This window comes from Microbispora hainanensis (assembly GCF_036186745.1).
Lineage (GTDB): Bacteria > Actinomycetota > Actinomycetes > Streptosporangiales > Streptosporangiaceae > Microbispora.
In genome coordinates, this window is the sequence record NZ_CP108086.1 from 6,797,774 (window position 1) to 6,818,413 (window position 20,640).

Annotated in this window: 12 protein-coding genes and 1 pseudogene; 6 read left to right on the forward strand and 7 right to left on the reverse strand. The window is 71.9% G+C overall.

What is annotated here, in order from left to right; translation table 11 throughout:
• The first annotated feature begins 151 nt into the window (after positions 1-151).
• Positions 152-376 (forward strand): hypothetical protein, encoded by a 225-nt coding sequence (locus OHB01_RS31315; RefSeq protein WP_328854385.1) that lies wholly within the window; start codon positions 152-154, stop codon positions 374-376.
• Between the two features lie 21 nt (positions 377-397).
• On the forward strand, positions 398-2,437 hold the full coding sequence (locus OHB01_RS31320) for a beta-galactosidase (protein WP_222709619.1): 2,040 nt from the start codon (positions 398-400) through the stop codon (positions 2,435-2,437).
• A 111-nt stretch (positions 2,438-2,548) separates the two neighbouring features.
• Here the strand turns inward: OHB01_RS31320 and OHB01_RS31325 are convergent, their stop codons facing one another.
• The 4 genes and pseudogenes from OHB01_RS31325 to OHB01_RS31340 form a co-directional block, all read right to left on the reverse strand.
• The gene (locus OHB01_RS31325; RefSeq protein WP_142649681.1) at positions 2,549-3,208 is read right to left on the reverse strand and encodes a maltokinase N-terminal cap-like domain-containing protein; all 660 of its coding nucleotides are present in this window, start codon (positions 3,206-3,208) and stop codon (positions 2,549-2,551) included.
• 174 nt (positions 3,209-3,382) lie between these two features.
• A complete protein-coding gene (locus OHB01_RS31330; RefSeq protein WP_147944281.1) occupies positions 3,383-4,219 on the reverse strand; it encodes an SDR family oxidoreductase in 837 nt (278 codons plus the stop codon).
• Between the two features lie 333 nt (positions 4,220-4,552).
• Positions 4,553-4,750 (reverse strand): annotated as a pseudogene (locus tag OHB01_RS31335) (tautomerase family protein); the annotation flags it as partial.
• Positions 4,751-4,947: 197 nt separating this feature from the next.
• Positions 4,948-5,550, reverse strand: coding sequence for a dihydrofolate reductase family protein (locus tag OHB01_RS31340; RefSeq protein WP_328854386.1), 603 nt, complete (start codon positions 5,548-5,550; stop codon positions 4,948-4,950).
• A gap of 42 nt (positions 5,551-5,592) precedes the next feature.
• Between OHB01_RS31340 and OHB01_RS31345 the strand changes: the two genes are divergently transcribed.
• The 4 genes from OHB01_RS31345 to OHB01_RS31360 all read left to right on the forward strand — a co-directional run bounded on the left by OHB01_RS31345 (position 5,593) and on the right by OHB01_RS31360 (position 19,796).
• Complete coding sequence (locus tag OHB01_RS31345; RefSeq protein WP_328854387.1) at positions 5,593-8,238, forward strand: helix-turn-helix transcriptional regulator; 2,646 nt, start codon at positions 5,593-5,595, stop codon at positions 8,236-8,238.
• A gap of 479 nt (positions 8,239-8,717) precedes the next feature.
• Positions 8,718-12,614 (forward strand): LamG-like jellyroll fold domain-containing protein, encoded by a 3,897-nt coding sequence (locus tag OHB01_RS31350; RefSeq protein WP_328854388.1) that lies wholly within the window; start codon positions 8,718-8,720, stop codon positions 12,612-12,614.
• 101 nt (positions 12,615-12,715) lie between these two features.
• On the forward strand, positions 12,716-19,222 hold the full coding sequence (locus OHB01_RS31355) for an RHS repeat-associated core domain-containing protein (protein WP_328854389.1): 6,507 nt from the start codon (positions 12,716-12,718) through the stop codon (positions 19,220-19,222).
• Positions 19,223-19,271: 49 nt separating this feature from the next.
• A complete protein-coding gene (locus tag OHB01_RS31360) occupies positions 19,272-19,796 on the forward strand; it encodes a hypothetical protein (protein ID WP_142649686.1) in 525 nt (174 codons plus the stop codon).
• Between the two features lie 61 nt (positions 19,797-19,857).
• Here OHB01_RS31360 and OHB01_RS31365 read toward each other — a convergent pair whose 3' ends face one another.
• The 3 genes from OHB01_RS31365 to OHB01_RS31375 are packed head-to-tail and all read right to left on the reverse strand — an operon-like array spanning position 19,858 to position 20,596.
• On the reverse strand, positions 19,858-20,016 hold the full coding sequence (locus OHB01_RS31365) for a hypothetical protein (protein ID WP_187280732.1): 159 nt from the start codon (positions 20,014-20,016) through the stop codon (positions 19,858-19,860).
• A 25-nt stretch (positions 20,017-20,041) separates the two neighbouring features.
• Positions 20,042-20,284, reverse strand: a complete 243-nt coding sequence (locus OHB01_RS31370) for a hypothetical protein (protein WP_142649688.1) — start codon at positions 20,282-20,284, stop codon at positions 20,042-20,044.
• A complete protein-coding gene (locus OHB01_RS31375; RefSeq protein WP_147944285.1) occupies positions 20,285-20,596 on the reverse strand; it encodes a DUF6247 family protein in 312 nt (103 codons plus the stop codon). It abuts the gene before it with no gap.
• Between the last annotated feature and the right edge of the window lie 44 nt (positions 20,597-20,640).

Below are 20,640 nucleotides of genomic sequence, written 5' to 3' on the forward strand. Positions count from 1 at the left end.
GCCACAACCGCAAGGGCGCAGTCGCACGCCACCACCACACGACCGCATCACCGCATATGTACTTCCGCGGCGCCGCCGACCGGCGGCACCGTCCCGGCCACCGGCAGCCGATCCCCGGGCCGCCGGTCCTCCCCCCGCGAAAGGAAGCACCATGCACGCCCACCCCCGCAACAACCTCGGAACGCGCTCCCATCGCCGTCCACTCCCCTGCGCGCTCACAGCACTGGCCGTCGTCTCCGCGGGCGTACTCGCCGATGCGACGCCGGCCCGGTCCGGCATGCGCCTGGACGCCGGCCAGGCCCGCACCTCCGACGGCACCCCGGCCGTCCTGTGGGCCCGCGACGGCGGCGCCGACCGGCAATGGAAGACCACGTAACCATCATTCGAAGGAGTCGCTGTGAACGCTGACCGGCACCGTTGGGTGCGCTGGCCGTCCGACCCCGGACGGGCCCGCCTGGGGTTCGGGGCCGACTACAACCCCGAGCAGTGGCCCCGGGAGGTCTGGGACGAGGACATGCGCGCGATGCGGGCGGCCGGGGTGAACATCGTCTCCTTGGCGATCTTCTCGTGGGCGCGGATCCAGCCGAGCGAGGACGTCTGGGACTTCGACTGGCTCGACGACGCGATGGACCTGCTGCACGCCCACGGCATCGCCGTCGACCTGGCCACCGCGACGGCCTCGCCGCCGCCGTGGCTGACGGCCAAGCATCCGGAGATCCTCCCCGTGGACCGGCACGGCCGCACGCTGTGGCCGGGTGCGCGGCAGCACTGGCGGCCGACCTCCCCCGTCTTCCGGGAGCACGCGCTGCGGCTGACCCGGGCCCTCGCGGAGCGCTACGCCGGTCACCCCACCCTCGCCGCCTGGCACGTCTCCAACGAGCTCGGCTGCCACAACGTCTACGACTTCTCCGACGACGCCGCGGCCGCCTTCCGCGCGTGGCTGCGGGCCCGGTACGGCACGCTCGACGAGCTGAACCGCGCCTGGGCGACCTCGTTCTGGTCCCAGCGCTACAGCGACTGGTCGCAGATCCTGCCGCCGCGCCTGGCCGCCTCCTACCCCAACCCCACCCAGCAGCTCGACTTCGCGCGGTTCTCCTCCGACGCGCTGAAAGACCACCTGCGCGCGGAGCGGGACATCCTGCGCGAGCTGACCCCGGACGTCCCCGTGACCACGAACTTCATGGTCATGGGCGAGACCAAGGGCATGGACTACGCCGACTGGGCCCGGGAGGTCGACTTCGTCTCCAACGACCACTACGTGCTGACCGGCCCCCAGGCTCAGGACGAGCTGTCCTTCTCGGCCAACCTCACCGGCTCGCTCGCCGGCGGCCGGCCGTGGTTCCTGATGGAGCACTCCACCAGCGCGGTCAACTGGCAGCCGGTCAACCTGGCGAAGCGGCCCGGCGGCATGGCCCGCGACTCGCTCACCCACGTCGGCTACGGCGCCGACGCGGTCTGCTTCTTCCAGTGGCGGCAGTCGGCGGGCGGGGCCGAGAAGTACCACTCGGCGATGGTGCCCCACGCCGGCACCGACAGCGAGGTGTTCCGTTCGGTCGCCGACCTGGGCGCCACGCTGGCCGCCCTCGCGCCGGTCGCGGGCACCCGGCGGCGGCGCGCCCCCGTGGCGATCGCGTTCGACTGGGACTCGTGGTGGGCCAGCGAGCTGGACTCCCACCCCACCTCGCTGCTGCGCTACCGCCAGGAGGCCCTCGACTGGTACACCGCGTTCCTCGACGCGGGCGTCCGCGCGGACGTGGTCGGCGTGGACGACGACCTCAGCGGCTATCGGCTGCTCGTGGCCCCGATCCTGCACGTCGTGCCCGCCGCCCTGGCCCGGCGGCTGGAGGGCTACGTCGCCTCCGGCGGCCACCTCGTCACCACGTACTTCTCCGGCATCGTCGACGAGAACGACCACGTGTGGCTCGGCGGCTACCCCGGCGCCCTGCGCGACCTGCTCGGCATCAGGATCGAGGAGTTCGGCCCCCTGCTGGACGGCGAGTCCGTCGAGCTCGACCTCGGCGTGTCCGGCACGCTGTGGACCGACCGGATCGACATCACCGACCCGGACGCCGAGGTCGTGGCGACGTACAAGACCGGCGACCACGCGGGCCGCCCCGCCGTCACGACGCGCCGTACGGGAGCGGGCTCGGCGTCGTACGTCTCCACCCGCCTGGGCCCGGAGGGCCTGGGGGTCGTCCTTCCTCACCTGCTGGACGTCGCGGGGGTCTCCTCGGAGCTGCCGCCCGAGGCCCGCGGGCTCGTGGACGTCGCCGTCCGCACCGACGGGACGGACGACTACTGGTTCGTGATCAACCGCACCGACCGGCACGTCGACGTGTCCGCGATCCCCGGCGACCCCCTCCGCGGCCCGGCCCTGGCTCAGGACGCGACCCTGGCTCCCCGGCAGGTCCGCATCCTGCGGCGGCCCCGCGCGTAGCCACCGGCCTCCCCCGGCGAGGCGGCTCGCCGGGGGCGCGATCAGCGGGGCGCGATCAGCAGGGCACGATCAGTGGGGGGCGATCAGCAGGGGGCGATCAGCGGGACGGGATCAGCGGGGCGCGTCGAGGACGACGACGTACACGCCGCGGGCCTCGGTCTCGTCGTGCAGCCGCCAGCCGGCCGTGACGTGACCCCGGGTTCTCCCGGCGTCCGCTTCGCCGGGCCGCATGACGCGGGTGAAGCGCAGGGTCAGCCGTCCGCCGCCGTCGCCGTCCACGACGATGTCGGTGGCGTGCGGCCCGTCGGCCACGCCGGTCAGCCGGACAGGGCCCGGCACCGGGGCTCCCGTGAGGCTCGCGACGACCGAGGGGTCGGGGGTGTCGCTCACGCTCTGGTGCTGCGGCTCGGCGTCGCCGTGGAGCAGGGCGTGGAGCTGCGCGACGAGGACCGGGTCGTGGGTGCCGTCGTAGACCCACCGCGGTCCCAGCACGCCGTGCTCCGCCGTACCGATGAGGGCGTGGGCGGTGTCCTCCAGCGGCGCCCCTCGATAGGTGAGCGGCACGTGATAGGAGACCGGCCGGTCGCCGGACACGTCGGTGACCACCATGAAGTCGATGCCGACCTCGCCCTTCGGGTCGTCGAGCCGGAAGCCGCCGCCCTTCAGCAGCTCCGGCCGCCCCTCGCCTTCGTACCAGGGCCGGGTGGGAAGCCAGGACGTGAGCAGCTCCAGCTTGGTGGGCGTCAAGGTGGTGCGATGGATGACTGCCATAGCGTGAAGCCCCTTCGTCGACGTCCTGTGTCTCGTGCTCCCCGGCGTCACGGCCGGGGCGGATCATCGTCTCACACGCCCCCTCGGCGGCTCTCCGTGTGCTTCCCCGACCAGTACGGACCCGCGCGGGGGCGGGGTCGGGTGACCCACGCCCCCAGGCGGCCTTGCATGGTGCTATCCGGCGAAGTCCGCGACGTGGTCGCGGACCCAGGTGGCGAAGGTGCGGGGAGCGCGGCCGGTGACCTGTTCGACGGTGCCGGTCAGGTGTACGGGCCTGCCGTCTTTGGCCTGCCAGTAGTCCAGCAGGGCGTCCGCGTAGGGAGCGGGGATGTAGTCGGCCATCTCCCGCTTCCAGTCCTCCCGGGTGACGTGGCGGACGGCGATCGGCCGGCCGGTGATCTCGGCGAGCCGCTCGATCTGTTCGGTGAACGTGAGGCTCTCCGGGCCGGTCAGGTGGAGATGCCGGCCCCGGTGGCGTGGGTCGGCGAGCACGGTGAAGGCCACTTCGGCGAGATCCCGTTCGTGGATGGGGTCGGTGTGGGCGCCCGGGTAGGGCAGGCTCACCGGGCGTCCGGCCCTGATGGGCCAGGCCCAGGCGCCCGCGTTCCCGGCGAAGGAGCCGGGGCGCAGGATCGTGGTGGTGAGCGGTGCCGCGAGCAGCGCGGTCTCGACGTCGAGATGCGACGTGGCCAGCGGGTCGCCGGCCGCGCCGGGCTCCAGCACGCCGGAGGACGACAGCAGCACGACATGCTCGACCCCCGCCGTGACGGCGATGTCGGCGAACTCCGCGATGTGCGAGGGCTCGGCGTACAGGAAGACCTCGGTGACGCCGTCGAGAGCGGCCGGGAAGGTCGCGGGATCGCGGAGGTCGCAGGTGACGGCCGTGACGCCGTCGGGGACCCGCAGCCGCTCGGGGTCGCGGGAGGCCACCCGCACGGGGCGGCCGGCCTCGACCAGCAGGGTCAGCAGGTGGGTGGCGACCGCGCCGCGGCCTCCGGTGACGAGAATCATGGAAATACTCCGGTGATCGGTACGGATTCGACTGCGGCCGCCTTCCGGAAGCGTGGAAGGCGCGGTGGGCCTGCGGTCATGCCGGTCGTCGCCGAGGGCGGGATGCCGCTCGGCCTCGCCGCGAGCCTCGACCGGACCGATCTCCAGACGGCCGCCGACGGTCACGAGGTCCGATGCGCGTGAGGACAAGGACGCGGGCATGGCAGGGCACACTCTCCGCTGAGAGATCCAGACAGCCCGTGCTGAGGCTGTCGTGCCGGCCGGATGTCCCGACACGCTCGCGAACGAGCGCTGCACCTTACGATCAGGAAATTAGCACGAATCGCCGCATGATCAGTCCGCGCGTTCGCTGATGGTGACGTCTCCGGCGGCCCAGTGGGTGGCCGGGACCTCGCGGACGATGACGCGTACGGAGGCCGGTGGAACGTCGAGGGCGCGGACGGCGGCCTCGTGGAGTTCGTGGATGAGGGCCCGGATGGTCTCGGGCGAGCGGCCCTCGACCAGGGATATCTCGATCAGCGGCATGTCAGGGCTCCGTCGTGAGGCAGACGGTGCCGAGGGTAGTGAAGGCGGCTCGGACGCGGGTGCCGGGCGTCAGCCGGACGGCGTCCAGCAGCCCGCCGGGGCCAAGGCGGCCTCCGGCGTGCCGCTGCCCGCCCAGACCGTGCTCCGGGCCGCGTACGAGCCGGCCAGAGGGCAGATCTGGGGAAACCAGCCGGCGACGCGGCTCAGTCGCCGTCGCGGACCTTGTCGTACAGCAGGCACAGCGCCCCGCTCGCGGCCTGCGTGGCGGAGACGAGCCGCCAGCCGGTGGCGGGAAGGCCGTCGGCGAACAGGCGGGGCCCGTTGCCGACCAGCTCGGGCGCGAGCGTGATGCTCAGCCGGTCGAGCTCTCCGGCCCGCAGCAGGGCCTGCATGACGCTGGTGCTGGCCGGCACGACGATGTCGCCGCCGTCCTGCTGCCGCAGCTCCTTCACGACCTCGGCGGGGCCGGCGGCGGCGATGCGGGAGTTCTGCCATGGCGCCTCGGTGAGCGTGGTGGAGAAGACGATCTTCTCGACGGTGTTCAGCCACCGGGAGAAGGCCCGGTCGCGGGGGTCGGCCGACTCGTCGTCGGCCACGGCGGGCCAGAAGCCGCCGAAGCCCTGGTAGTTCCTGCGGCCCAGCAGCGCGGTGGTGGCCCCGGAGGTCACCTTCACCATGTGGTCGCGGGCCGCGTCGCTGACGGCGTGGGGGACGATCCAGCCCATGTCGTACTCGCCGCCGGGGCCGTGGATCCGGCCGTCGAGCGAGAGGGTGATGTTGCCGATTACGGTGCGGTTCGCTGTCATGAGGCGAGTCTCGCCGGGGGGGCAGTGGCTAACATCGGCCAGATGGCCGATATGCCCGACGCGAACCTGGCCGACGACGGCGCTCCGCCGCCGGAGCTGACCTCGTTCGTCGGCCGCCGGGCCGAGCTGCACATGATCGGGAAGGCCCTGGGCGAGTCGCGGCTGGTCACCCTGACCGGCGCGGGCGGCTGCGGCAAGACCCGGCTGGCGGCCCGGCTCGCCGCGCGGCCGGCGCGCCCGCCGCGCGACGGCGTGTGGTGGGCGGACCTCGCGCAGGAGACCGACCCGGCGGCGGTGCCGCGCCTCGTCGCGACGGTCCTGCGGGTGCTCCTGGCCGGCGACTCCGACGAGACCGCCGCCCTGTCCAGGCAGCTGCGCGAGCGCGAGCTGCTCCTGGTGCTCGACAACTGCGAGCACCTGCTGGACGGCGTCGCCGGGGTGGTGGCGGGCCTGCTGCACCACTGCCCGCACGTCACCGTCCTGGCGACCAGCCGGGAGCCGCTCGGCCTGCCCGGCGAGCTGGTCTGGCGGGTCCCGCCCCTGGACGCCCACGACGCGGTCGCCCTCTTCCTCGACCGCGGCCACGACGTTCCGCGCACCGAGGAGGCCCTTGCCGCGGTGCGCGACATCTGCGCCCGCTTGGACGGCATCCCTCTCGCGCTGGAGCTGGCCGCCGCCTGGACCGGCACGCTGACGCCCCAGGAGATTCACGCCGAGCTGGACGACCGGTTCTCGATCCTGGTCGCCGCTCACCAGGGGGCGCCGCCGCGGCACCGTACGCTGGCGGCGTCCATGGCCTGGAGCCACGACCTGCTTGAGGAGCGCGACCAGGTGCTGTTCCGGCGGCTGGGCGTGTTCGAGCCGGGCTTCACCCTCGCCGCCGCCGAGGGCGTGCTGGACGGCCATGGCCGAGTGGAGGTGCTCACCGGACTGCGCCGGCTGATCGACAAGTCGCTGCTGCTGGCCGAGACCCGCATGGGCGTCACCCGCTATCGGATGCTGTCCTCGGTCAGACGGTACGCGTGGGAGCGGCTCGCCGAGGCGGGCGAGCTCGACGCCGTACGCGACCGGCACGTGACCGTCTGCCTGGCCCTGGTGCGGGAGGCCGCCCCGCTGCTGGACGGCGACAAGGACACCTGGCGGGCCAGGATGCGCGAGGACTATCCCAACCTGCGCGCGGCGATCGAATGGGGCCTGTCCGGCGACCGTCCCGAGCAGGCTCGTCATCTGGCGGCCGGGCTGGCCTGGCTGTGGCACCTGGAAGGGCGGCTCGTGGAGGGCCTGGGGCTGCTCCGGCTGGCGGCCGAGCGGAGCGCCGGCGAGCACAGCGCACTGCAGGCCCGCGTGCTCACCGGCCTGGCGCTCGTCGCCGACACCACGCACCCGGCCGGGCTGGAGTTCGACGCGGCCGACGCCGCCCGGGCCATGGCGCTCGACCACGGCGACCTGCGGACCGCCTGCCTGGCGGGGTCCCTCGGCGCCATCGGCATGCTGTTCACCTCTCCGGACGAGGCGCGGGTGCGGGCCGCCGCCGTACGCGAGGAGGCCGTCGCGGCCGGCGACGCCTTCGTGGCCGACGCCGCGCAGGTCCTCGCCGGGCTGGTCCACCACATGAGGGAGGAGCATCGCCAGGCGCTGGCGGCGATGGAAACGCCGGTCCGCGGCCTGCTGCGGCGCGGCGACCGCGGCGTGGCGGCGCTGGCGCTCGGCCTGATGGCCCTCGGCAGCGCCTTTCTCGGCGAGCTGCACCGGGCCAGGGCGCTGGCGGAGCGGGCGGTCGAGGTCGCCGCCCCGCTCGCCGACTACCACCGCGCCGGTACGGCTCGCGCGATCCTCGCCCGCGTGTGCCACCTGCAGGGGGACGACAAGGCAGCCGGGCTCGCCCTCGACCCGGTCATCCGGCTGGTGGACCAGGCGCCCTCGGCGCCCTTCGTGCCGGGGCTCGCGTTGACGATCGGGCGGCTCTGCCTGAGCAGGGGCGAACCGGTGCGGGCGGCCGAGTGGTTCAGGAGCGAGACGGCCTGGCGCGGCGCCGAGCAGCCCGACGAGCTGCTGACCCCGGAGACCCGCATCGCCCTGGCGGCGGCGCTGCGTCAGGCCGGCGACCCGGAGGGCGCAGCCCGTGCCTGCGCGGCCGGCCTCGACGCCGCCGAGGCCCTGGGGATGCCGCGCCTGATCGCCGACGCCCTGGAGCAGCAGGCGTTCCTCAATGAGGCGCGCGCCGTCGCGCTGCATCTGGAGGCCCTGCGCCTGCGCGCCGCCAACGACCTCCGGCCGGCCTGCATCGACAGCCTGGAGGCCCTGGCGGCGCTGGCCGACGCCACCACCGGGGCCCGGATCATGGGCGCGTGCGACCGGGCCAGGGAGGAGCTCGGCTACCCCCGGCCGCACCGGCCGGGCGTCGTGTCCGATCCGGAGGGCCGCCGGATGGAGCTGGAGGAGGCCGTCGCCTTCACCCGCCGCGCGCACGGCGGACGCCGCCGTCCGGCCACCGGCTGGGCCGCCCTCACCCCCGCGGAGCAGGAGGTCGTACGGCTGGCCGCGGCGGGCCTGTCCAACCCCGAGATCGGCGGCCGGTTGTTCATGAGCCGCAGCACGGTCAAGACCCACCTGGCGCACGTTTACGCGAAGCTCGGCGTGGCCAACCGCACCGAGCTGGCCGCGCTGCACCGCGAGCACGACCGCTGAGACACCGGACCACCGAGACACCGGACCACCGAGACACCGGACCACCGAGACACCGGCCGGCGCGGGCCCGGGAAACGGCGGCACAGCGATCCGGCGACGCGGGGGCGCGGGATGCCGGGGTACAGAGGCGCGGAGGCGCAAGGGTGCGGGGGCCGCAGAGCGCGGGGGTGCCGGGGGCCGCGGGGCGTGAAGCGCGGAGGCGCGACCACAGCGGTCCCGGCGGGGCCGCTCCCCGGTGACCCAACGTGAGTGCCCGCTTGCCGTGACAGGAACTCCGCGGCGGAGGTCTGGTACGCCGACGCACATTGTGTGCACCAAAGTGTCAATTTGTCTGATCTGCTGCTCGCATATTACTTATGTGCGCTTTATGTCGAGAAGATGACTAGACCTCCTTATTGGGCGAAAAGATTTCGTTGACAGGGGTGGACTGTAAACGTTTAATGTTGGCGATCTTGCGGATTTCGTACGGGAGATAACTCATGTTTAGGCTTCCCGGACTGCGGAGGTGGCGTGCGCTCACCGCCGTGGTGGTGGCGGGTGTACTGGTGGGAACCGGGGCGCCCCCGGCCGCGATGGCGGCACAGGAGGAAGGTCGGACGGGATCCGACGCGGCCCCGCTCGACGGCTGGCAGCAGGCGCTGAAACGCGCGGCCGAGATCCGGGAGCCGGTCGAGGTGACCGAGGCCAGGACCGAGTTCACCACCACGTATGCCAATCCGGACGGCGAGTCGTTCCGGCTGGAGCAGTCGACCACCCCCGTCCGGGTCAAGGGGCCGGACGGCGCGTGGGTGTCCCCCGACGCGACGCTCGCCCGGCGCGCCGACGGAAGCGTGGGGCCGGTCGCCGCCGCCGTGGGCATCTCCTTCTCCGGAGGCGGCGACGGCGGGAACCTCGTCACGATGCACCGGGACGGCCGCACCCTCACGCTGGGCTGGCCGGGAACCCTGCCCGAACCGGTGCTGGACGGCCCGAACGCCACCTATCCGAACGTGCTGCCCGACGTCGACCTCAGGATGACCGCGACGACAGAGGGCTTCCGCCAGGTCCTGATCGTGAAGACTCCGCAGGCCGCGGCCAACCCCGCGCTCGCGAAGATCCGGTATGCCGTGAAGTCGTCCGGGCTCAAGGTGGAGGAGACCGCGGACGGCGGCATGTCCGCGACCGACGGCAACGCCACCGAGGTCTTCACCTCGCCTCCCGCCGCGATGTGGGACTCCACCGGGGACCCCACCGCCGGGAAGGCCGGGGCGGGCGAGGCCGCCCCGGCCGACGCCAACCCCTCCGACGCAGGCCCCTCCGACGCCGCACCCTCCGGCTCCCCACCCTCCGACGCCGCACCCTCCGGCTCCGCACCCTCCGCAAAGGGCGCCACGCCCCAGACCGCGCCCCAGACCGCGCCCCAGAGCGCTCCCCAGGGCGCGCCCGCGGACGGCTCGCCCGAGCCGGCCTCACCGGCCACATCACCGGCGACATCACCGGCGACATCACCGGCGACGCCGCAGCCCGCGGAAGGCGCTCCGGACGAGGGGCCGGCCGCCGACGGCCCCGCTCCCGGGGCGGGGCACGCCGAGCTGCCGATCGAGGTCGGCGAGGACTCGATCACCCTCGTGCCCGACGCCGACCTGCTGCGGCAGAAGGACGAGTCGGCCTACCCCGTCTACATCGACCCGACCGTGACCTGGGGAGAGACCGACAGGACGCTGCTGCGCTCGGACGGCTACAAGTCGTACAACTGGGGCAACGGCGACGACAACGAGGGTAAGGGCGTCGGCCACTGCGGCACCTGGAGCGGCTACTACTGCGGGCCCGGATACACCCAGCGGCTGTACTTCCAGTTCTCCCCCGCGAGCCTCAAGGGCAAGCAGGTGCTGAGCGCCGCGTTCCGCGTCACCGAGTCGTGGTCGTTCCAGTGCAGCCCCCGATGGGTCGACCTGGAGCGGACCAACAACTTCACCTCGTCAACCACCTGGTCGAGCCGGCCCAAGGAGCTCGACCTGATGGTCGACCGGAACGTGTCGGCGGGCCGCGGCTCGGCCTGCAGCCCCAGCCAGCCGGCCGCGGTGATCCAGTTCAAGGACAACCCGGACGAGACCAACGAGAACCTGACCCCGACCGTGAAGGACTTCGCGGCGGGCAAGTTCTCCAAGCTCACGCTGGAGCTGCGGGCGCACGACGAGGGCGACACCTCCGCCTGGAAGCGGTTCAGGAACGACGCCGTGCTCGTCGTCGACTACGTCGGATTGCCGGCGCTGCCGACCGGCATCGGCATCGTCACCGGATCGGGCACCGTGTGCGAGACGAAGGAGTCGGCGCCCGCGATCGTCTCCAGCCCCACGCCCACTCTCGCGTCCACGCCGCAGACCGAGCCGGGCGGCGAGTCGGGCGCGATGCTCCGGGCGGCGATGGACGTCGACAAGAAGAACTCCGACGGCACCTGGACCGACGCCTTCGCCACGATGGAGCGGCCCACGACCGGGCACGTCGGCGATAACGTGAAGGTCACCGCCACCACACCGACGCTGTCGGAAGGGGTGCTGTACCGCTACCGCTCGTGGACACGCTCCTACTACAGCAACTACACCAAGCAGCTGCCGGGGCCGTCCAACGGCTCGACCACCGGATGGTGCTACTTCAAGGTCGACCCGACCGCGCCCAAGGCGCCCGTGGTCGCGCTCGGCGCGCCCTATACGCCGTGCACGACCACGAGCTGCACGCCGGCCGGCGGACCCGGGCAGAGCACCACCGTCACCTTCGGCCCGGCGTCCGGCGACACCAACAACGTCGCCTACCAATACCGCGCGTCCACCAGCTCGGCCTGGTCGTCCGACATCACCGGGGCCACCGCCAAGGTGGTGATCACCCCACCGGCCGCCGGGACGTACAGCCTGTACGTGCGGGCCAAGGACAACGTCGGCAGATACGGCGCGACCACGGTCGTCGACTTCCTGGTCGCCGCGGGCGCGGGCCCGGTCGGCAGGTGGCACTTCGACGAGGACTCCGGCGTCGCCGTCGACAAGGGCAGCGGGCACCACGACGCCACGCTCTACGGCGGCGCCGTACGGGACGCCCGGGGACGCCGCGGCGAGGTCTGGTATGACGACGCCGGCAACGCACTGGCCACCCCCAAGGTCGACAAGGGGCTGGGCCTGAACGGCACGTCGGCGTACGCCGCGACGTCCGGGCCCGTGCTGGAGACCAGGTCGGCCTACACGGTCGCCGCCTGGGTGCGGCTCGACAAGGTGAGCGACGACGGCATCGTCCTGTCGCAGGACGGCTCGGGCTACAGCCCCTTCCTGCTCTTCCACGAGAAGGACTACGGCGCCTTCTGCTTCGGCGTGAAGGAGAAGGACGAGGCGACGGGTGGGGCCTACCCCTCGGTCTGTGGCAAGAACGGCACCTCCCGGGTGAACGTCTGGACCCACCTCGCCGGCACCTACGACCCGGCGACGCAGCAGCTGAGCTTCTACATCAACGGCGTGCCGCAGGGCAGCAAGACCGCGCCGGCCCTGTGGTCGGCCCCCGGACCGTTCGAGATCGGCCGCTACAAGTGGGCCAACATCTTCCAGCACTACTTCCCCGGTTCGATCGACGAGGTCGCCGCCTGGCAGCGCGTCCTGACCCCGGAGGAGGTGGCGGCGGAGGCGCGGTCGGAGTCGCCGGCGTCCGGCCGCAACGACGTGGAGCTGGTGGCCGACTGGGACCCGGCGGGCGCCGCCGGGACGCAGCTGCCCGACTCGCTGTCGGGGTACGGCCGGGCGCTGGCGCTGGCCGGCGGGGCGTCGCTGGACGGCGAGGGCCTGGTGCTCGACGGCGTGGACGACGCCGCCACCACCGCGGGCCCGGTCGTGGACGACACCGGGTCGTTCACGGTCACCGTGAAGGTCGAGCTCGACCGAGACAAGATCGTGTCGAAGCCGATCGGGACCATCGGCCAGGTGGCCGGGCAGCGCACCGCCGACGGATCGTCGTGGGGCCTGTGGTTCGAGCTGACCGGCAAGGAGACGCAGCTCGACGACGACGGCAACGAGGTCAGCGTGCCGGTCGGCTACTGGCGCTTCGGCCGGGTCAACAAGGACGGCACGAAGACCTGGGTGAGCTCCGACACCACGGCCAGCCTGGACAGCCCGGTGCGCCTGACCGGCGTGTACGACGCCCTGGCGGCGAACGGGCGCGTGGTGCGGCTCTACGTGGGCCACGAGCAGAACGACCTCGACATGGCCTACACCGCCGTGCCCGGGTCGGGCGACTTCGCCGCAGGCAAGGGCTTCAGCGCGACCTCCTGGGGTCACTTCCTCCCCGCGAGGATCACCGATCTGCGGCTGTGGGCGGGCGCCATGGCCGATTCCGACCAGTTGGACGCCGTCATCGGCGACTGACGAAAGCCGCGGGGACCGGCCGGCCGCCGGTCCCCGCGGCTCCCGCATCTTCCCCCGGTTGGTCCGCGGGTTCTCTCGTTTCCTCTTGAGGAGGTTGGGTCATGCGACGGCCCTCAATTCGTGCTGCCCTGGTGGCCGCGTTGACGGTGGTGATCTCGTTACCCGTCGGGGTGACGACGGCCTCGGCGGCCGTCGTCTCCGCGGAACACGGCCCGCCCGGCGCCCCTCCCGTGCAGAAGCAACGGTCCAGCAAGGTCAGGGCCATGGACGCGAGCGGGGCGAAGGAGGCCAGGGAGCTGGTCGCCGCGTCCCGGGCGCGCAACGACGCCGCCGCCGACCGGGCCGCCAAGGAGCGCGAGGCCGCCCGGTGGCCGGGCGCGGGCGAGGCCGACGTGCCGATCGGCGGCGGGCAGACCGTCAGCGTGGGCGGGCTCCCGGTGAGCCTGGACAGCGCCCCCACTGACAGCGCCCCCACTGACAGCGCCGCCCCCGGCAGCGCCCCCACTGACAGCGCCGCCACTGACAGTGCTGCCCCCGGCAGCGCCGCCCCCGAAAGCGCCACCACCGGCAGCGCCGCCCCCGCTCCGGACGCGCAGGCCGCGGGTGCGCGGACGGCCCGGGTGCGGGTGCTCGACCGCGCCGCCGCCGAGGCCGCCGGTGTGGACGGCGTGCTGCTGACCGCGGAGGCGCAGGCCCCGGGCACCGCGACGCTGCGCGTCGGCTACGCCGCCTTCGCCTCCGCGTACGGCGGCGGGTGGAGCGGCCGGCTGCGCCTGGTGCGGCTGCCCGCCTGCGCCGCCACCACCCCGGAGCGGGAGGAGTGCCGCACCCGGACCCCGCTCGACACCGGCAACTCGGCCACGGCGCAGACCCTCTCGGCGCAGGTCGCGTTCGACGCGGCCCCGGCCGTGCTGGCCGTGACCGCCGACGCCCCCGGTGAGGGCGGCGAGGCGGCCGACGGCAGCGGCAACTACGCCGCCACCCCGCTCTCCGCGTCGTCCACCTGGCAGGCGGGCGGCAACTCCGGCTCCTTCTCCTGGTCCTATCCGATCGCCCCGGTGGAGCCTGCGGCGGGTCCGGCGCCCGCGCTCGACCTGTCGTACGACTCGGGCAGCGTGGACGGGCGCACCTCGACCAGCAACAACCAGGGCACCTCGCTCGGGGAGGGCTTCGAGACCGCGGCGACCTCCTACATCGACCGTCAGTTCGGCACCTGCGACGAGGACGGCCACGACAAGCAGTACGACCTGTGCTGGAAGTACGACAACGCCTCGCTCGTGCTCAACGGCAAGTCCACCGAGCTGGTCAAGGACGACACCAGCGGCAAGTGGCGGCTGAAGAACGACGACGCCTCCACGGTCATCCACTCCACGGGCGCCGACAACGGCGACGACGACGGCGAATACTGGACCGTCATCACCGGCGACGGCACCAGGTACGTCTTCGGCCTCAACAAGCTGAGCGGCGCGGGCAGCCAGCGGACCAACTCGGTCTTCACCGTCCCGGTGTACGGCGACGACTCCGGCGAGCCCGGCTACAGCAAGGGCGGCTCCTTCGCCGACCGCTGGGTCACCCAGGCATGGCGGTGGAACCTCGACTACGTCGAGGACACCCACGGCAACGCCATGACGTACTGGTACACGGCGGAGACCAACTACTACCGGAAGAACAAGTCGAACACCGCGACCACCTCCTACGTCCGCGGCGGCTACCTCGACAAGATCCTCTACGGGCAGCGGTCCGACACGCTGTTCACGGTGGACGCGCCCTACAAGGTGGCCTTCTCCTACGCCGAGCGCTGCACGGCGTCCGACTGCGGCAGCCTCACCAAGGACACCGCCGAGAACTGGCCGGACGTCCCCTTCGACGCCATCTGCAAGAAGGACGCCGACAAGGACGACTGCCACGCCGAGAGCCCGGCCTTCTTCAGCCGCAAGCGCCTGGTGAAGATCGAGACGAGCGTCCTGTCCGGCACCGCGTACAAGCCGGTCGACTCGTGGGCGTTCACCCAGAAGTACCTGGACGGCGGCGACATCGGCAGCTCCGTCGACCAGACGCTGTCGCTGATGTCGATCGTCCGGACCGGCTCCACCGCCGACACGCCGCTGACGCTGGACCCCGTCTCGTTCACCTACACCATGCGGCCCAACCGGGTCGACGGCGGCACCCAGCCGGGCGGCGGCAACATCCTGCCGCTGACCAGGCCGCGCATCGAGACGATCACCTCGGAGACCGGCGCGATCACCACGGTCAGCTACAACGAGCCCGAGTGCGTGCGCGGCTCGAAGATGCCGAAGGCCGAGGACGACAACTCCCTGTCGTGCTATCCGCAGTTCTGGCACATCAACGGCGCCACCGAGGCCTCCATCGACTGGTTCAACAAATACCGCGTGCTCGCGGTGAACATCGCCGACCCGGCCGGGCACAACCCGCTCGTCGAGTACGCCTACGAATACTCCACCCCCGGCTGGCGCTACAACGACAGCCCGTTCACCCCGAGCGACGAGCGCACCTGGTCGCTGTGGCGCGGCTACCAGAAGGTCACGACGTACGTCGGCGACGCCGACGGCACCCGCACCAAGACGGTGTCGGTCTACCTGCAGGGCATGAACGGCGACCGGCTGCTGAAGTCGGCCAGCCCGCGGACGGTCGACCCCGACAAGCGGCGCTCCGCCACCGTGCCGGGCCTCGACGTCGCCGGACTCGACGTGCCCGACATCACCGACTCCGAGCAGTACGCCGGATTCACCCGTGAGGAGATCAGCTACGACGGGTCCACTCCGGTCGACGTGACGGTCAACGACCCCTGGTCGGCGAAGACCGCCACCCAGCACAAGTCGTACGCCGACACCGAGGCCTACTACGTGCGCACGGGCAAGACCTCCGAGCACACCTACCTGACCATCCCCAAGACCTGGCGCACCGTCACCACCTCCACGACGTACGACTCGTACGGCATGGCGGTCACGCAGGACAGCACGGGCGACATCGCCAAGAGCGGCGACGAGACCTGCACCCGCACCTGGTATGCCCGCGACGACGCCAAGGGCCTGAACTCGCTCGTCTCCCGCACCCGGGTGGTCGGCCGCGCCTGCTCGGTGAAGGAGGCCGACCTGTCGCTGCCCGCCGACTCCGCCACCAGCGGCGACGTGCTGTCCGACACGGCCACCGTGTATGACGACACCGCCGCGACCGGGTGGTCGGCGAGCCAGAAGCCGGTGAAGGGCGACGCCACCTGGACGGGCCGGGCCACCGGCTATCCGTCGGCCGTCACCGGCGACGACCGCCCGCCGACCGGCTGGCAGCGCACCGAGTCGACGACCTACGACACGCTGGGCAGGCCGCTGGCCGTGACCGACGCGGGCGGCAACGCCACCACCACGGCGTACACGCCGGCCGGCGCCGGGGTCCTCACCAAGACGGTGGAGACCAACGCCAAGCAGCAGAAGGTGACGACGTTCCTCGACGGCACGCGCGGCCTTCCGGTGCGCACCTACGACCCCAACAACGGCAAGACCGAGCAGACCTACGACGCCCTCGGGCGGCTGACCGGCGTGTGGCTGCCCGACCGCAGCAAGGACGGCGGGCAGACCCCCACCTACGCCTTCTCCTACGTCTACCAGCGGGGCAAGGCGCCCGCCATCGGCACCTCGGTCGTCAAGTCGTCCACCACGGCGAGCTGGTCGTACGAGATCTTCGACTCGCTGTTGCGGCCGATGCAGACGCAGAGGCCGACGCCGAACGGCGGACGGCTGCTGACCGACACCCGTTATGACTCGCGTGGCCTCGCCTACGAGACCTACGCCGACATCTTCGACTCGAAGCAGACGCCGAACGCCACCTACACCCGGGAGGAGTACGGCGAGGCGCCCAAGCAGACGAACCTCGTCTTCGACGGCGCAGAACGGCAGATCCGCAGCACGTTCCTGTCGTACGGCGTGGAGAAGTGGACGACCACCACGACCTACACCGGCGACTCCACCGCCGCGAGCACGGTGACCGGCGGCTCGGCGGTCCGCACCATCGCCGACGCCCTCGGCCGCACGGTGGAACGGCGCGAGTACAACTCGCCCTCCCCCGCCGACACCCAGTTCGGCGGGATGGCATCCAGCGGGTACACCTCCACGTCCTTCACCTACCGGCCCGACGGCAAGGAGCTGACCGTCACCGCCCCCGACGGCGCGAAGTGGTCCTACACCTACGACCTGTTCGGGCGGCAGACCGGCATCAGCGACCCCGACAAGGGCACGAGCACCCTCCGCTACACCCCGCTCGACCAGATCGACACGGTGACCGGTGCGAACGGCACGGTCCTGCTGTACGGCTACGACGAGCTCGGCCGTAAGACCGGGCTGTGGTCGGGGTCGCGGACCGACGCGAACAAGCTGGCCGCCTGGACCTACGACACCGTGGCCAAGGGCCAGCTCGCCTCGTCCACCAGCTACGACGGCGGCGTCTCCGGCAAGGCGTACACGAAGAAGATCCTCGCGTACGACGGCCAGTATCGGGCCACAAGCACCGAGATCGACATCGACCCGAACGACCCGATGGTGCTGTCCGGAGCGGCGAAGACCCGCTACGTCTTCGGCAGCGACTACAACCTCGACGGCACGCTGAAGAGCTCCACCGAGCCCGCGGCGGGCGGCCTGGCCGAGGAGCGGATCAGCCTGAGCTACACCCCGACCGGACAGGTCAACGGGCTGACCGGCACCACCGACTATCTGCAGAAGGCCGACTACAACGCGCTCGGCCAGCCCCTGCAGTTCACCCTCGGCCTGTCCGGGGCCTCGCAGGCCAAGAAGACGTTCCTCAACAACACCTACGAGGAGGGCACCGACCGGCTGACGCGGTCCTTCGTCACCACCCAGTCCACACCGGTCAAGCCGCAGGACCTGACCTACCACTACGACGACGCGGGCAACGTCACCGAGATCGCCGACACCCCCACGCAGGACGGCGCCGGGCAGAGCGACATCCAGTGCTTCGCCTACGACGGGCAGCGGCGGCTGACCGAGGCGTGGACGCCGGCCACCGACGACTGCACCAGCAAGACGCTGGGCGGCGCCGCGCCGTACCGGACCGCCTACACCTACAACACCTCGGGCCTGCGGGCGACGGAGACGCGCTACAACGGCTCCACCGCGACCACATCGGCGTACTGCTACGGCGACACCACCAAGCGGCACGCCCTGACCGCGGTCGTGACCGGCTCCTGCACGGGTGCGACCACCACCTACTCCTACGACAAGTCCGGCAACACCACCGGCCGCAACGGCCAGGTGCTGACCTGGGACGCACAGGGCCGCATCGCGACCCTGACCCAGGGCACGCAGAAGACGGCCTACCTGTACGACGCCGACGGGGCGCTGCTGATCCGCCGCGCGGTGGGCGACGGGGAGAGCGTGCTCTACCTGGGCGCCACCGAGATCCACTCGAAGAAGACCGGCGGCACCGTCACGACCTGGGCCAGCCGCTTCTACGCCGCCGACACGCAGGTGATCGCGGTGCGGACGACGGAGGACGGGAAGAACGCGGTCTCCTTCCTCGCCGGCGACCAGCACGGCACGTCCTCGCTGGCGGTCGACGCGGCCGGGCAGGCGATCAGCAAGCGGTTCACGACGCCGTTCGGCGCGCCGCGCGGGGACACGGTCGGCGGCGCGTGGCCCGACGACAAGGGGTTCCTCGGCAAGCCCGCCGACGCCGCCACCGGGCTCACCTACGTCGGGGCCCGCATGTACGACCCGGTCGTCGGCAGGTTCCTGAGCGTCGACCCGGTGCTGTCCACCGACCAGGCCCAGTCGCTCAACGGCTACTCGTACGGCAACAACAACCCCGCCACGTTCAGCGACCCGACGGGCGAGGAGATCGGCTCGCGGCCCAACTCGTGCCAGTACGACCTCAAGTACTGCGACAAGGAGACGCAGAAGAGCGTCGGGTACAACCCGAAGACGGGCAAGGTCGACCCCGCCAAGGGCGCCGCGTACCGCAAGAAGAAGCAGTCCGGGAAGAAGAGCTACCCGACGCCGAGCCCGTCCCCGGGCCCGTCGCCCAAGCCGCCGGCCGGGGGCTGCCACTGCAAGCCGGTCAAGCACGACAACGGCGTCAACCTGCTGAAGGCGCTGCTCACCCACCCGTTCCACTGGAACAACAACTTCAACGGCGCGAACGCGCTGGCGGTGACGTACGAGACGTTCGCCAGCGAGGGATGCGAACGGCGGGCCCGGCAGTACGTCTGCTACGGCGGCTCCCCGGGCGGCGACCAGCCGATGACGGTCGGCGACGTGCACTTCTTCCCATATTCGAAGAAGGAGTTCGAGAGCCGGCTGCGGGACGAGAAGCAGGCGCGGGAGGACATCGCGAAGGTCGCCGGGCGGGAGGCGGCGAAGAAGTACGGGCCCGACATCGAAAGACACGAGGCCGTGCACTCCGCGCAGTGGGCGCGTTACAAGAACGCCACCGAGTTCATCGCGGCCTACGGGGCTGCCACCCTGTATTCGCGACACACCACCGGCACCCCGTACGCCACCAACAGCTTCGAAGTCGAGGCCAACCTGTGGTGGGGCGGCTACGTCAGATGGCAACCGCTGCAATGGGGTCCGGTGAACTAGAGACCACCCGAGCCCGGTGACTCCGGGACGACAGGAGGGAAGGACGACGATGACACGCAGAAGAAGGCCGGGGCCGGGGTACGCGGCCGCCGCCCTGACCGCCCTGGCCTTCTTCGCCGCGGCCTGCGACGGCACCCCCCAGCCCAAGGGCGTCCTCGCCGTCGAACGCGCCGAGGACGGCGGCGTCAGGCTGCTGCTCGCCGACTGCCCCGGCTACGCTGCCCAGGACTTCACGGTCCTGGAGGACACCCAGGGCGGCCGGACGCTCGCCTGGAGCGTGCACAACGGCGGCACCGGCGCGGCGGTGCGGGACATCCGGGCGTTCCAGGCACCGCCCGAGGGCTGGCGGCGTACCGACGACAGCCTCACCGCGCTGCGGGAGGGCGTGCCCTATGTCGCGACCGTCAACGGCTACGCGGACGGCGTGAACCTGCGGGGCAGGGTGCCGTTCACCACGGCCGACCTGTCCGGTCTCGGCGACGGGCAGGTGCTGGCCTGGGCGGGCGGCGACGAAACCGTGCGGACGGGCCGGGACGCCTTCCTGCGCACCGACCCCGACCGCTGCCGTCCGTGACCATGCCCTCGTGACTGCCGCCCGCGCCCGGCGAGACCGGGCGCGGGCGGCTTCCGTCAGCTCATGCGGAAGACCGGGCAGCGTGTGGCGAACGGCAGGAACGCGCCGGGGCGACGTCCTCCACCGGCAGATATCCCGCGTCGTAGGCGACGGCGTCGCAGAACACGACCCGGGTGCGCGGCACGTCGCGCGCGGTCGCGTACGACGCGATGGCCCCCACGGATACGTGGCACCGGCAAGGGCGGTCAGACAGGAAAGCGATCCACTCGCAGTACGGCCACCTCACCCTGCTCGGCGAGCAGGATGTAGGTCACCGAGATCCCCTTGTAGTCCCACACGTACATGTTGCCTCTGGGGCTGAGCATGCGGCCGTTGCCGGGAGTCAGCCGTAGAACCTCGTAGATCTCCAGCAGGACATCGACTTCGGGATCGGAGAGGTCATCGATCTGGGCTTCAGCGACCTCGCTGCCCACGTGGACGGCGTACACCTACAGTTGGACTCCGCGTCGGGCCAAGACCTCGGCCAGGGTGGGGCCCGACGATCGTCTTCCGGATCGGATCTGGTCGGCTTCGTCGTTCATCCGCTGCCAGTCCTGGGGATTGCGAGCGGCGCGCGTGGCGATGCGCCACCACCCGCTCAGGAAGTCATCCAGCGCGGCCAGGTCGACGACGGGTGCGTGGGTGATCGCTTCGAGCTCGGCGTCGAACGCGGCGACGTTGACGGCAGGCAGGGCCGCCCGCACGGCGGTGAAGGTCCGCTCGATCTCCTGACCGAATGCGTCGTCTCGCTGAACGGTCATGACGACGCCTCACCTCCTGCCGATCCACCGGGTGCACCCCAGCT